The 14,280-nt window shown below is 42.7% G+C and carries 13 protein-coding genes; 8 read left to right on the forward strand and 5 right to left on the reverse strand.

Features of this window, described 5'->3' with window-relative positions:
• Positions 1 to 83 precede the first annotated feature (83 nt).
• The gene (locus ACZ48L_RS06335) at positions 84 to 2,021 is read left to right on the forward strand and encodes a DNA topoisomerase IV subunit B (RefSeq protein WP_464721970.1); all 1,938 of its coding nucleotides are present in this window, start codon (positions 84 to 86) and stop codon (positions 2,019 to 2,021) included.
• Positions 2,022 to 2,144: 123 nt separating this feature from the next.
• Positions 2,145 to 3,731: a S41 family peptidase gene (locus ACZ48L_RS06340; protein WP_025791310.1), complete on the forward strand. Its 1,587-nt coding sequence runs from the start codon at positions 2,145 to 2,147 to the stop codon at positions 3,729 to 3,731.
• Positions 3,732 to 4,099: 368 nt separating this feature from the next.
• Here the strand turns inward: ACZ48L_RS06340 and ybeY are convergent, their stop codons facing one another.
• The 3 genes from ybeY to ruvB form a co-directional block, all read right to left on the reverse strand.
• Positions 4,100 to 4,525 (reverse strand): rRNA maturation RNase YbeY, encoded by a 426-nt coding sequence (ybeY, locus tag ACZ48L_RS06345; protein WP_025791311.1) that lies wholly within the window; start codon positions 4,523 to 4,525, stop codon positions 4,100 to 4,102.
• Positions 4,526 to 4,538: 13 nt separating this feature from the next.
• Positions 4,539 to 4,985 carry a pantetheine-phosphate adenylyltransferase gene (gene coaD / locus ACZ48L_RS06350; protein ID WP_025791312.1) on the reverse strand — a complete coding sequence of 149 codons (447 nt, stop codon included), beginning with the start codon at positions 4,983 to 4,985 and terminating at the stop codon, positions 4,539 to 4,541.
• Between the two features lie 262 nt (positions 4,986 to 5,247).
• Positions 5,248 to 6,282: a Holliday junction branch migration DNA helicase RuvB gene (gene ruvB, locus ACZ48L_RS06355; RefSeq protein WP_008823477.1), complete on the reverse strand. Its 1,035-nt coding sequence runs from the start codon at positions 6,280 to 6,282 to the stop codon at positions 5,248 to 5,250.
• Between the two features lie 170 nt (positions 6,283 to 6,452).
• Between ruvB and ACZ48L_RS06360 the strand changes: the two genes are divergently transcribed.
• Positions 6,453 to 7,373 carry a YitT family protein gene (locus ACZ48L_RS06360; RefSeq protein WP_025791314.1) on the forward strand — a complete coding sequence of 307 codons (921 nt, stop codon included), beginning with the start codon at positions 6,453 to 6,455 and terminating at the stop codon, positions 7,371 to 7,373.
• A gap of 152 nt (positions 7,374 to 7,525) precedes the next feature.
• On the opposite strand, the gene ACZ48L_RS06365 is transcribed toward ACZ48L_RS06360, so the two are convergent.
• Both ACZ48L_RS06365 and ACZ48L_RS06370 read right to left on the reverse strand, forming a co-directional pair.
• Positions 7,526 to 8,137 (reverse strand): glutathione peroxidase, encoded by a 612-nt coding sequence (locus ACZ48L_RS06365; protein WP_025791315.1) that lies wholly within the window; start codon positions 8,135 to 8,137, stop codon positions 7,526 to 7,528.
• Positions 8,138 to 8,186: 49 nt separating this feature from the next.
• Positions 8,187 to 8,873, reverse strand: coding sequence for an SIR2 family NAD-dependent protein deacylase (locus ACZ48L_RS06370; RefSeq protein ID WP_025791317.1), 687 nt, complete (start codon positions 8,871 to 8,873; stop codon positions 8,187 to 8,189).
• A gap of 150 nt (positions 8,874 to 9,023) precedes the next feature.
• Here ACZ48L_RS06370 and ACZ48L_RS06375 point away from each other — a divergent pair, with 150 nt between their 5' ends.
• The 5 genes from ACZ48L_RS06375 (at position 9,024) to ACZ48L_RS06395 (ending at position 14,276) form a co-directional block, all read left to right on the forward strand.
• A complete protein-coding gene (locus ACZ48L_RS06375; protein WP_008823481.1) occupies positions 9,024 to 9,629 on the forward strand; it encodes an FKBP-type peptidyl-prolyl cis-trans isomerase in 606 nt (201 codons plus the stop codon).
• 78 nt (positions 9,630 to 9,707) lie between these two features.
• The gene (locus ACZ48L_RS06380) at positions 9,708 to 10,616 is read left to right on the forward strand and encodes an FKBP-type peptidyl-prolyl cis-trans isomerase (RefSeq protein WP_008823482.1); all 909 of its coding nucleotides are present in this window, start codon (positions 9,708 to 9,710) and stop codon (positions 10,614 to 10,616) included.
• An 84-nt stretch (positions 10,617 to 10,700) separates the two neighbouring features.
• Complete coding sequence (locus ACZ48L_RS06385; protein ID WP_025791319.1) at positions 10,701 to 11,729, forward strand: FKBP-type peptidyl-prolyl cis-trans isomerase; 1,029 nt, start codon at positions 10,701 to 10,703, stop codon at positions 11,727 to 11,729.
• A gap of 171 nt (positions 11,730 to 11,900) precedes the next feature.
• The gene (locus ACZ48L_RS06390; protein ID WP_008823484.1) at positions 11,901 to 12,365 is read left to right on the forward strand and encodes an Lrp/AsnC family transcriptional regulator; all 465 of its coding nucleotides are present in this window, start codon (positions 11,901 to 11,903) and stop codon (positions 12,363 to 12,365) included.
• 51 nt (positions 12,366 to 12,416) lie between these two features.
• A complete protein-coding gene (locus ACZ48L_RS06395) occupies positions 12,417 to 14,276 on the forward strand; it encodes a gamma-glutamyl-gamma-aminobutyrate hydrolase family protein (protein ID WP_025791320.1) in 1,860 nt (619 codons plus the stop codon).
• Positions 14,277 to 14,280 lie beyond the last annotated feature (4 nt).

Here is a 14,280-nt window from a genome sequence, read left to right on the forward strand (position 1 = left end):
GTGGGGACAGACGCCCTCGTCTGTCCGTAAACTCTTTATTAATAGTGGCAGACGAGGGCGTCTATCGCTACTGATAAGTTAATATGGACGAAACAATTAAACCCGTAGAATATACAGATGATAACATCCGACACCTATCGGATATGGAGCATGTGCGTACCCGTCCAGGTATGTACATTGGTCGTTTAGGTGATGGAAAACTGCCAGAGGATGGTATTTATGTGCTCTTGAAGGAGGTTATCGACAACTCTATCGATGAGTTTAAGATGAATGCTGGCGACCGAATAGAGATAGATGTAGAAGATAATCTGCGTGTTAGTGTGCGCGACTATGGGCGTGGTATTCCGCAAGGAAAGCTTGTTGAGGCTGTATCAGTACTGAATACGGGTGGTAAGTATGACTCAAAAGCATTTAAAAAGAGCGTTGGTCTGAACGGAGTCGGTGTGAAAGCAGTTAACGCTCTTAGCTCACATTTCGAGGTAAAGAGCTTCCGTGACGGAAAAGTACGGGCTTTGTCATTCGAGAAAGGTAATCTTCAGAGTGACAAAACATCGAAGTCAACAGACGAAAACGGTACGTATATTTACTTTGAACCAGACAACACGCTCTTCAAGAACTACTCTTTCCATGATGATATCGTGGAGGAAATGCTCCGTAACTATACCTATCTGAATACAGGACTTACCATAATGTACAACGGAAGGCGCATTCTTAGCCGCCATGGATTGAAGGATTTGCTGATAGATAACATGACTGTAGATCCTCTTTACCCTATTGTACATATGAAAGGGGAAGATATTGAGATTGCTTTCACCCATACAAACCAGTATGGAGAGGAGTATTATTCGTTCGTAAATGGGCAACATACAACACAAGGGGGTACACATCAGACTGCTTTTAAGGAACATATAGCCAAGACTATCAAGGAATTCTTTGGTAAATATGAGTATGGTGACATCCGAAACGGTATCGTTGCAGCCATAGCTGTTAATGTTGAGGAGCCTGTTTTTGAGTCTCAGACGAAGATAAAGCTTGGTTCTACACAGATGTCTCCTGATGGTGAGACCATTAATAAGTATGTTGGAGACTTCATAAAGACGAATATCGACAACTATCTCCACATCCATAAGGAGGATTTTACGGATATATTAGAGAATAAAATCAAGGAGACTGAACGCGAAAGAAAGGCTATGGCGGGTGTAACTAAGCTCGCTCGAGAGCGTGCAAAGAAGGCAAATCTGCACAATCGTAAGCTTCGTGACTGTCGCGTGCACTACTGTGATGTGAAGAATGACCGTAAAGAGGAGAGCTCTATCTTCATAACTGAGGGTGATTCTGCCAGTGGAAGTATCACAAAGAGTCGTGATGTGAATACACAAGCTGTGTTTTCTTTGCGTGGAAAGCCCCTTAATTCGTTTGGACTTACAAAGAAAGTCGTTTATGAGAATGAGGAGTTCAACCTTCTTCAGGCAGCTCTTGATATTGAAGATGGTTTGGATTCACTTCGCTATAATAAAGTGATTGTGGCAACAGATGCCGATGTTGACGGTATGCACATCCGTCTGTTGATCATCACTTTCTTCTTACAATTCTTTCCAGAGTTGATAAAGAAGGGACATGTCTACGTCCTTCAGACACCTCTTTTCCGTGTTCGTAACCGTCGAACAAAGATAAAGAACAAGCAAGTCATTGCTGATGCTGATGCAAATAGGGCAAAGAATGAGAAGAAAAACGACTTCATTACACGTTATTGTTACTCTGAAGAGGAACGCTTAGCAGCGATTAATGACCTTGGACCAGAGCCTGAAATCACTCGATTCAAGGGTCTTGGAGAGATCTCTCCAGATGAGTTTGCCCACTTCATAGGTCCCGATATGCGTTTGGAACAGGTCACTCTGCACAAGAATGACCAAGTTGCGAAGCTCTTGGAGTACTATATGGGAAAGAATACGATGGAACGTCAGAACTTCATCATTGACAATTTGGTTATTGAAGAAGACTTACCTGAAGAAGAGAATTAAGGAAATTGGGAGTGTTTCTCAGCCTGTAGAAATAAAGAAATAAGGTAGTTTATTGTATTCATGGTGTGGTTTCTCGTCTGAGAACCATATAATGAAAATATTAGAAAAGGAATAATCATCATTATGAAAAAATATGTTTATTGTTTAATCTTCAGCCTTTTTACCTTCCTACCATTGTCAGCTCAGCTGAAAATAAACTTCGGAGGTGACTCACCATTGCGTAAACTGCAGATGGCGGAGATGGCTATTACGAACTTTTATGTGGACTCTGTGAATGAACAGAAGCTGACTGAAGATGCCATAAGGGGAATGTTAGAGAAGCTCGATCCGCACTCTACCTACACAGATGCGAAGGAAACGAAGGCTATGAATGAACCTTTGCAAGGTGATTTCGAAGGTATTGGGGTGCAATTCAATATGATTGGCGATACTTTAGTTGTCATTCAGCCTGTAGTCAATGGTCCTTCTGAGAAGGTTGGTATACTTGCTGGTGACCGTATTGTGACGGTTAACGACTCAGTTATCGCTGGTGTGAAGATGCCTCGTATAGATATCATGAAGCGTTTACGCGGAAAGAAAGGCTCAAAGGTGAAGTTAGGCATCATGCGTCGTGGTGTAAAAGGTATGCTTACCTTTGTTGTTACACGCGCAAAGATCCCTGTTCATACGCTCAATGCTGCTTATATGATTCGTCCAGGCATAGGCTATGTACGCTTAGAGAGCTTCGGAATGAAGACCTATGATGAGTTTATGACAGCTGTAGACTCGTTGAAGAAGAAAGGAATGAAGAGCCTTATCCTCGATCTTCAGGACAATGGAGGTGGTTATCTACAGTCTGCTGTCCAGATAGCCAATGAGTTTTTGCATGACAATGACATGATAGTATATACTGAAGGACGCCGTGTTGCCCGTCAAAACTATAAGGCTATTGGTAACGGACGCCTGCAGAATGTGAAGGTTTATGTGCTTGTTAATGAGTTCTCAGCGTCAGCTGCAGAGATTGTTACAGGTGCTATACAGGATAATGACCGTGGTACAGTCATTGGAAGGCGCACCTTTGGTAAGGGACTTGTACAGCGTCCGTTTGACTTCCCTGATGGAAGTATGATTCGTTTGACCATTGCTCATTACTATACACCAAGTGGTCGGTGTATTCAGAAGCCTTATAAGAAAGGTGATTTGAAGGACTATGAGATGGATTTGGAGAACCGTTTGAAGCATGGAGAGCTAACAAATCCGGACAGTATCCACTTCTCTGACTCCCTGAAGTATTATACTTTGCACAAGCATCGTGTGGTTTATGGTGGTGGAGGTATCATGCCTGACTACTTCGTTCCGCTTGATACGATGAAGTTCACACGTTTCCATCGTCAGCTTGCAGCGAAGAATATCATCATTGATGCCTATCTGAAGTATGCTGATGCAAACCGTAAGGCATTGAAAGCACAGTATAAGTCATTTGATGTCTTCAATAAGTCATACAGTGTTCCACAGTCTTTGATAGACACAATCATAGCTGAAGGAAAGAAACAGAAGGTAGAACTGAAGGACGCCGCAGAACTAAAGGCAAGTCTTCCTTACCTCCGTACACAGCTAAAGGCTCTCGTTGCCCGTGACTTATGGGATATGAATGAGTATTTCCGTGTATGGAATGAACAGAGTGAGATTGTCAATAAGGCTGTTGACCTTGCTGTCTCAGGCTCGAAGTAACAAACAATAATTCACTAAAAAGGCTCCGTTTCTCGTATGAAACGGAGCCTTTTTAGTTTCTGTATACTACAGTCTAATGTAAGGAATATTCACAAGTGATTTTCAATAGGTGCTCTTTTGCATTCTAAAAGATGCCCTTTTGCAATGTAAAAGGGCATCTTTTGGCATGTAAAAGGGCGTCTTTTACATTGCAAAAGGGCGTCTTTTATGATGGCTTTCCTAACCTTTTGAATGATAGTTAGTTACAAAACCGTTTTCGGGAGGAATCCTTTGCTTATCCTTATGATTATGGTTGTCTTGTTGTAAGGATATTTCTAAGGCTAAAGTTGAGGCTTCTCAAGAATGGACTTCTAAACCTTTGCTCCCCCTTATCCTTGCATTTCTTTCAGTAAGGTAAGTGCTTTGTTCTCATTTGCTTCCATTATCTCACGCTCTCCAGGACCTTTGTCATTGATTCCACAGAGGTGAAGAATGCCATGAATGATAACCCTGTTCAGTTCATCCTCGTATGACTTATGGAAGAGTTCGGCGTTTGTGCGCACAGTATCAAGCGATATGACAAGGTCGCCATTGAGTACATCACCTTCGTCATAGTCGAATGTGATGATGTCAGTATAGTAGTCATGGCCTAAGTATTCGTTATTGACTTCGAGCATTTTCTCGTCGTTAACGAACATATACCCAATCTCTCCGACCTTTCTGCCATAGCTGGCAGCAACAGCTTTTATCCACCGGGAAGTGTCACGCTTCCTGATCTTAGGCATCTTTACGTCTTCTGCACTGTATGTTATCATTGTCTTTTATGTTTTAATATCCTTCTGGTAGGAATTTACTTATATCTCTTCCGAAGTGCTTTAGCTCCCTGACAACACTTGAACTGATACTTGCCAACTGTGGTTCAGCGTATAGAAGAATGGTTTCAATGCCGTTCAAGAGCTTGTTGATGTCGGCTTGCTCCCGTTCATACTCAAAGTCTTTCATGCTCCGAACACCCTTGATGATGAAATGAGCCTGCTCCCTTTTTGCAAAATCAACAGTCAGATCGTTGTAGGCTTTTACCGCAATCTTGGGCTCGGAGGCATATAATCGAGCTATTCTCTCCACCCTTTCGTTCTCATTGAGCATGTGTGTCTTACGCTCATTGATACCCACTCCGATAACAATCTTGTCGAAGAGAGGCAATGCGCGACGCACAATAGAATCATGTCCTATTGTGAATGGGTCGAAACTTCCTACGAATATGCCTGTTCTCATACCACTTATTTTACTGCAAAATTACTCCAATTCCTGCATATAACCAAGAAAGCCAGGGGATTATTTCCCACTGGCTCTTCCTTAGTATGTGCTGGAGGGATACACGGTCAATGATAATAATGACACGAATCTCACTCCATTGAATGATAAATAGTATTCTTTTTTGTGTGATGAAGAGTGGTAATGCAGGATTATTAGAAGTGTAGAAAAACAAAGAACTCCGCAGTGTAAACCCTCTGAAAAGGCTTACGCTGCGGAGCTTTTAGTCGAATAATCCTGGCTGAAGAGCGTCATTCATGTGCATGTTACGCCCCAGATGATCGTATGCAAGTTGGGTTGCAACACGTCCACGAGGCGTCCTTTTGATGAAACCTTCCATGATAAGGAAAGGCTCATAGACCTCTTCTACGGTGCCAGAGTCCTCACCTATGGCAGTAGCAATGGTGGAAACACCCACCGGACCACCATGAAACTTGTCAATAATGGTAAGGAGAATCTTGTTATCAATCTCATCTAAGCCATACTGATCAATGTTCAGTGACTGCAAAGAGAGCGTTGCTATCTCGGGAGTAATCGTCCCATTGCCACGTACTTGTGCAAAGTCACGTACACGGCGGAGCAATGAATTGCAGATACGAGGCGTACCACGTGAGCGTCTGGAGATCTCTACTGCTGCTTCATCTATGATAGGAACCTTCAGCAATTGTGCTGAACGCTTGATGATTCTCTGTAGTGTCTCTGGGTCATAGTACTCCAAATGGAGATTAATACCAAATCGGGCACGCAACGGAGCAGTAAGAAGTCCGCTACGGGTAGTAGCACCTATGAGGGTGAAAGGATTGAGATCAATTTGTATAGAACGTGCTGAAGGACCCTTATCTATCATGATGTCGATGCGATAGTCTTCCATTGCAGAGTAGAGATACTCCTCTACGACAGGTGAAAGACGATGGATTTCATCAATAAAGAGTACGTCGTTCGGTTCTAATGAGGTCAGAATACCTGCTAAGTCGCCCGGTTTGTCGAGTACAGGACCTGATGTTATCTTGAAACCAACGCCCAATTCGTTGGCAATAATATTGCTTAGCGTGGTCTTACCCAGTCCTGGAGGACCGTGTAAGAGTGTGTGGTCAAGCGGTTCACCGCGATATTTCGCAGCTTCAACGAAGACACTGAGATTCTCAACAACCTTCTGTTGCCCACTGAAATCATTAAATCGGAGTGGGCGAAGAGCGTTTTCGAAATCTTTCTCAGCTGACGTCAGCCTCTCTTCCCGTATGTCAAAATCTTCTGGCATGTATCTAAATTTCTATAAAAATAGAGTCGTCATTTGGAAAGAAAACCTACTTTCGTTTCCTAAAAGGACTGTTATTTCATGCAAAGATACTGTATTTTTTCTGTGCAAAGGCTTTGTTTCGGATTTTTTATCTAAATTTGCAAGGTGGTATTACTTATTTCCTTAAACATATGATTAACAACATTAACAAGAAAGTCCTATACCGAGAGATCATGGACTACGTGATGATAGCCGTTGGAATGTTCTCGTATGCTATCGGTTGGATGATTTTTCTTCTCCCAAATCACATCGGTAATGGTGGTGTAGCGGGCTTTGCGTCTATCGTTAATTGGGGGCAAGGCATCCCAGTAAGTTACACTTATTTTGTACTTAACGCCATCTTGCTGGCTGTAGCATTGAAGATTTTAGGTTGGAAGTTCTGTGTCCGTACTATTTATGGTGTGGTTATTCTGACTATTCTTACGCGCGTATTGGGTTCAGCCTTTCCACATCCGATGCTTTTACATGGGCAACCTTTCATGTCAGCCATCATCGGTGCAGTGTTCTGTGGTGTAGGTTTGGCATTCGGTCTGTCATATAATGGTAGTTCAGGTGGCTCCGATATTGTTGCAGCCATCGTGAATAAGTATCGTGATATCTCTCTTGGGCGTGTCATTCTCTTGGTTGATATGACAATTGTAACGGGTAGTTACCTCGTTCTTCACAGTTGGGAGCAGGTTATTTACGGTTATGTCAATCTGATTATCACTTCATTTGTCTTGGATCAGGTTATCAGTTCGAGTCGTCGTTCTGTACAGTTCCTCATCATTTCTGAGAAGTATAAGGAGATATGTGATATGATATCATCTGAACAACCACACAGAACAAGTACGATAATTGATGCAAAAGGCTATTATACGGGGCATGATATGAAAGTCGTTATCGTAGTAACCCGTCAGCGTGAAGCTTCTTATGTCTATCGAATGATTGATGAAATAGACCCTGATGCCTTTGTCACACAGAGTCAGGTAATGGGTGTTTTCGGCAAGGGCTTTGATAAATTCAAGGTTAAACACAAGACACATAAAGAAAAAACAACAGGTCCCGCTTAAGCGAGACCTGTTTCTTTTTACAGTTGTTATCTGGTAAATCTGTCTGTATTAGTTAACCATTAGCACCTTATTATATATGTTATAGGTTGACTTTTGTGGCAGAAATGAATTTATTTTTTATTTCAACTCTCTCTGAATGATGCTTACTTATCTTACATTTTCAAGGCAGCTTTGATGCAAGTCTCCACATCTTTCATATCAGCAGTTGGCTCGAAGCGGTCGATGACATGCCCTTGACGGTCGATAAGGAACTTTGTGAAGTTCCATTTGATACTCGGATCTTTTGCATAATTGGGATTCTGAGCTCGGAATTTCTCATCAAGATATTTGCCAATGGGGTTGTTTAAGTCGAAACCTTTGAATGGTTGCTGCGCTTTTAAGTAGGTATAAAGTGGTGATTCATTATGTCCATTGACGATGATCTTTGCAAACTGAGGGAAAGTAGTACCATAGTTCCCCGTGCAGAAGCTATGAATCTCCTTGAAAGAGCCTGGCGCTTGTGCACCAAATTGGTTGCATGGGAAATCAAGAATGACCAATCCTTGTGCTTTATAAGTCTCATAAAGCTTCTGTAGTTCCTCATATTGTGGCGTAAAACCACACTTTGTGGCGGTGTTTACGATGAGAAGTACTTTACCTTTATAGTCCTTTAATTTAACGTTTTGCCCGTTTCCGTCTTTTACATCGAACTTATAAACGGTCTTCTGTGCCATGATGGGTAATGCCATAAAGGCAATGAAGAGGAGTGATAATAGCTTTTTCATATTGTGTAAGTTGTAATCTTTAAATCTTATGTGGATAATATTGATGTTGTTATAGTCTGCTTATGAGTTCTTTCATACCCTCACTTGCACCTTTCTTTATGTGTGTTACATTTCTGTCAGCAGGCACATCGTCTGGGTCTATGAGATAGATTGGCGTTCCGGGGCGTGTGTAGCGTACGAGTCCTGCTGCTGGATAGACGTTCAGAGACGTACCAATGATGACGAATATGTCGGCTTGCATGGCCTCTTCTGCCGCTGGTTCAATCATAGGGACAGCCTCTCCGAAGAAAACAATGAATGGTCTGAGTAGGCTACCATCGCCTGCTAACGCTCCGGGAGCAACCTCGCAGTGGTCTGGAGGAAGCTCTTTGATATATCTACTGTCGTAAGGATCCTTGCTAGAGCATACCTTGGACAACTCACCATGTAAGTGGATGACATGCTTTGAACCAGCTTTCTCATGCAGATTGTCTACGTTTTGCGTGATAACAGTAACGTTATAGTCCTGTTCTAACTGTTTGATGAGACGATGACCATCGTTCGGTTCTGCAGCATAGAGCTTCTTTCGCAGCATGTTATAGAAATTATTTACCAATGTAGGGTTAGCTTCCCACCCCTCATGTGAGGCAACTTGTTCCACAGGATAGTTCTCCCAGAGTCCGTCATTACCCCTGAAAGTCTTGAAACCACTCTCTACTGACATGCCAGCACCTGTCAGAAATACTATTTTCTTCATATATTTCTTGTTTATGATGTCCAAGGTTTGAAATCTATAATACATTGTATTATCTTCCACAAATTTAGTTATTTTAATTCGATTATTGCTATACTATGTTTTAAAAATCGTATCTTTGCACATTAATTTTAAACAATATCAAAAAGAATAATGGATAAATTAAGCTATGCATTGGGTATCGGTATTGGTTCCCAACTCGCTGGTATGGGCGCGAAAGAACTGAATATCGACGACTTCGCACAGGCTATTAAGGATGTTATCTCAGGTGCTGGACTGAAAGTTGACAATGCTGAAGCACAGACTTTGGTACAAAACTTCTTCCAGGAACAGGAAGCTAAACAGCAAGCTGCAGCCGCTGAGGCTGGTAAAGCAGCAAAGGCTGCCGGTGAAGCGTTCCTTGCAGAGAATGCAAAGAAGGATGGAGTCGTTACACTTCCATCTGGTTTGCAGTATCAGGTGTTGAAGGAAGGCAATGGTAAGAAGCCTTCTGCAACGGATCAGGTAGTATGTCATTATGAGGGAACGCTCATAGACGGAACAGTATTTGATAGTTCTTACAAGCGCAATGAGCCTGCAACATTCGGCTTGAATCAGGTTATTGCTGGTTGGACAGAGGGTGTACAACTGATGAGTGAAGGTGCTAAATACCGCTTCTTCATACCTTATAACCTCGCTTATGGTGAGCGTGGAGCAGGTGCACAGATACCTCCTTTTGCTGCTCTTGTCTTTGATGTTGAGCTGATTCAGGTGAAATAAGACATATAAATGGGTGTTTATGGCATCCGTTTATAGCTTGTTGATACTAAAATAGACTAATAATTAAACAAAAGAATAATGAAGAAAATTTCAATTGTAGCCGCAATGGCTATCGTTGCCGTAGGTCTTGTTTCTTGCGGTAAGTCTGCTCCAAAAGAGGAGTTGAAGTCAGATGTAGACTCTTTGAGCTATGCTTTCGGTATTGATCAGGGTCAGAGTGTAAAACAATACCTCCAGCAAATGCAGATTGATACTGCTTATATCGATGAGTTTATCAAAGGTATGAACGATGGAGCACAGGGTGCTGACGATAAGAAACGTGCTGCTTACAATGCTGGTATTGGTGTTGGTATGCAGATGAACATGATTATCAAGCAGCAGATCAACCGTCAGATCTTTGGTGAAGATTCAACAAAGACAATCTCTTTGAATAACTTCCTCGCTGGTTTCGCAGCAAGTGCAAAGGGTAAAGGACAGAAGATGACAGTTGAGCAGGCTCGCAATATTGAGCAGAATACGTCTAAAGCAATCCAGATGAAGAATGCTGAAAAGACCTATGGTGCCAACAAAAAGAAGAGCGATGCTTATATGGCAGCCAATGCAAAGAAGCCAGGTGTGAAGACAATCGGCCAGGGTGTGCAGGTAAAAGAGCTCAAAGCTGGTAACGGTCCAATGCCAAAAGCTTCTGATGTAGTAAAGATTAACTATGTAGGTAAGACTATTGAAGGTAAGGTTTTCGACCAGCGTAATGACGCAACAATGCCTGTTGGTGGTGTAATCCCTGGCTTTACAGAGGCTCTGACCAAGATGCCTGTAGGCTCAAAGTGGGAGATTACTATCCCTTATAGCGCAGGTTATGGTGCTCAACAGCCAAGTCCTGACCTCAAACCATTCTCTACTCTCGTCTTTACAGTAGAGTTACTTGGTATTGAGAAGGCTCCTCAAGGTCAGCCAGCTATGCCTCAGGGTCAGCCAGCTGTAAGGTAATTGAAGGCTATAACATTACATATTAGGGTCGGATTTACGAATCCGACCCTTATTTGAGTATATTTTTTAAAGTGCAATAAGATCATGAAGAAGGTATTTTTAATGGCAGTTTTGGTATTTGCCGGTGCTGCTTTCAACTCTGTTAGTGCGCAAAGTAAGAAGAAAGATAAGAAGAATAAGCAGAAGACAGAGTGCGCTGTAGAATGCAAAAAAGAAGGTTCTGCACAGCCAGTACAGCTTAAGACAGCTTCCGACTCGCTTAGTTATGCTGCGGGAGTGGTCATGACGCGTGGCTTGGAGGAGTATATTGGTCAGCAGTTTGGTGTGACGAAGGCACAGATGCCAATGTTTATGAAGGGCTTGCGTCAAGGTTTTGACAGCCGTAACGACTCTACTTTTGCTGCTTATGTAGCAGGTTTGACCATCAGTCAGCAGGTTCAGAGCCGTATGTTGCCCAATATGGAAAAGCAATTTGAAGGGACTTCTGCTCCAATTCAGGGCGATTTGCTTTATAAAGGCTTCTTGGATGCGCTGCAGAAGGATACTACTTATTTCACTTCTGAGGCTGCTAACAACTTGTTTAATGCTAAGCAGGCTGCTTTAATAGCACAGAAAGAGGCTGAATTGAAGGCAAAGAACGAAGCATTCTTGGCTGAAAACAAGAAGAAAGAGGGCGTTGTAGTACTCCCTGATGGCTTACAATACCGTATAATTAAGAAAGGTACAGGTGCAACACCGAAGGCTTCAGATGCTGTTCGCGTTGTTTATGAGGGTAAAACCATTGATGGTAAGGTGTTCGATGCTACCTCTAAGCATGGTGCAGAGTATGATACCTTCAATGTTGGTGGTCTTATCAAAGGCTGGACAGAGGTCTTGCAGTTGATGCCTGTTGGTTCTAAGTGGGAAGTATTCATACCTCAAGACCTCGCTTATGGCTCACGTGGCGCAGGTAAAGACATTGCTCCATACTCTACTTTGATATTTACTTTGGAACTGAAGGGCATTGAACCTGCAACAGTAGCCATGCCTGAAGCAGTAAAAAAGGTTAAGGAGACTCCTGTCACGAAGACTTCTCCTGCGAAAAAGGTTGCTAAGAAAACTGTTAAGAAGTAAACTTAACAACTGTTTTAAATATCATTTGGATATGCAAAAGAAAGCAAAATGCGCCTTAATGGCGCATTTTTTATGTCATTTTGTTGCTTGTTCAATATTTATTACCTACTTTTGCTTGCAATCTATACTTATATTTAATTACCTAATAAACAAAGTTTATCAACAATAAAGATGGACAAAATTGACAGATTAGACAAGAAGATACTAGGTATCCTGTCGCAGAATGCTCGTATGCCTTTCAAGGATGTGGCTGCTCAGTGCGGTGTGTCGCGTGCAGCAATCCACCAACGTGTGCAGCATTTGGTAGAGAATGGCGTTATTACGGGTAGTGGTTTTAACATTAATCCCAAGAGCTTAGGCTATACGACTTGTACTTATGTCGGACTGAATCTTGAGCGTGGTTCTATGTATAAGAAGGTGGTTGATCGTCTTAGCTCTATCCCTGAGATTGTGGAATGTCACTTCACAACGGGTCCTTACACCATGTTGGTGAAACTATATGCAAAGGATAATGAGCAATTAATGGACCTGCTTAACAACCAGATGCAAGGCATCGCTGGTGTGGTATCAACCGAAACACTTATCTCTTTAGAGCAGAGTATCAAGCGTGAAGTGCCCATTTCTGAAAATATGTAGGAGGAATTATCCAATAAACAATAACATAATAGCTTTCAAACAAGCGAAAGAATGAAGTATGATCTACAGTCGCAGCTTGACAAAGTCTATGCGACTTACCCTGAGGCGAAGCGTCAGCCTATTATTGGTATCACCACAAATTTCACGGAAGGGGATGCTACTTTAAGAGACGTTTACTATAAACAGATTGTAAAGGCTGGTGGGACGCCTGTTCTTATACCACCTGTTGCAGATAAAGAAGTGTTGGTAAATACGCTAACCCACTTAGATGGTCTGTTGCTTACAGGTGGTGGAGATATCAATCCATTGTGGATGGGGGAGGAACCTTCTACCCATTTACATAATATCAATGCTGAACGTGATCTGGCAGAACTGATGTTGACACGCTTGGCGTTCAACCGTCAGATCCCAATCCTTGGTATCTGTCGTGGTATACAGACGTTAGCTGTTGCCTTAGGAGGTATAGTTCAGCAGGATATTTATGAAGATTATCTCCGTATTGATGAGGCTGTAGGCAAGAAACTCAGCAAAGATAAAGTCGTAACAACCCTCCATTCTGCTACATTAAAGCATTCTCAGGATGCTGATCGTGGTGAGGCAACGCATAGCGTGACGTTAGAAAAGGGCTCAATCCTACGTGCTTTGTACAAGGAAGAGCATATTTTCGTTAATTCTTTCCACCATCAAGCAGTGAAAACGGCAGGCGATCGGTTCCGTGCCACGGCTTTTTCACCCGATGGAGTGATTGAAGCGATAGAGAGTAGGGAGTTTAAGTCGGTCATGGGAGTGCAGTGGCACCCAGAATGGATGGGTGACGAAGGTGGTAAACTCTTTGGTTGGCTCGCCACACAGGCAAACAATTTCTATATAGCAAAGCAACTTCACCAGCGTGTCCTCACGTTGGATACCCACTGTGATACCCCAATGTTCTTCCCACAAGGTGTTCGTTTTGATCAACGTGACCCACGTATCCTCTATGATCTCCATAAGATGACGGAGGGAAGGCAGGACGCAGTGACGATGGCTGCTTATCTTCCACAGCCGAAGATAGGTGAGACTTTCTCTTCAAAGATAGATGTTGCGGGGTTGAAACGCTTCAATCCGGATCTGATAGAGACGCTTGATCACCTGACACCAGCCGTATATGCTGACCTTATCTTCAACAAATTGGAAGAGATTGTAAAGCAGAATCAACGTTATATCAGCATAGCGCGTACACCTTCCGACCTCTATGAAGACAAGCGAAAGGGACGTAAGAGTATCATGTTTGCCATTGAGAATGGTCTTGCTTTAGAGCATAAGTTGGAGAATGTGAAGCACTTTGCACAGCGTGGCGTAGTCTATATTACTCTGTGTCATAACGGTGACAATGATATTTGTGACTCTGCTCGTGGCTGTAATACGCATGGTGGAGTGAGTAAGTTTGGTGCTGAAGTCATCAAAGAGATGAATCGTAATGGCATAATGGTCGACTTGAGCCACGGCGGTGAGAAGAGTTTCTATGATGCTTTGGACATAAGTACACAGCCAATTGTCTGCAGTCACTCCAATAGTAAGGTGCTTTGCGATGTACCTCGTAACCTTACAGACGATCAGATGCGCGCTTTGGCAAAGAAAGGTGGTGTAGCCCATATCACACTTTATCATGGTTTCCTCAAGAAAGAAGGCGAAGCAACGGTCATGGATGCCATTGCTCACTTGGAACATGCTATTGAAGTGATGGGTATAGACCATGTTGGAGTAGGCACAGACTTTGATGGTGACGGTACGGTACGTGGTATGGCAGATGCTAGTGAGATGATAAACTTCACGCTTCATCTGCTTCGTCGTAAGTATAGTGAACGTGATATTGAAAAGATATGGGGAGGAAATTGGCTGCGTGTCATGGCAAAGGTGCAGAGCGTTAGGTAATTTT

The organism is Prevotella histicola, from assembly GCF_055385135.1.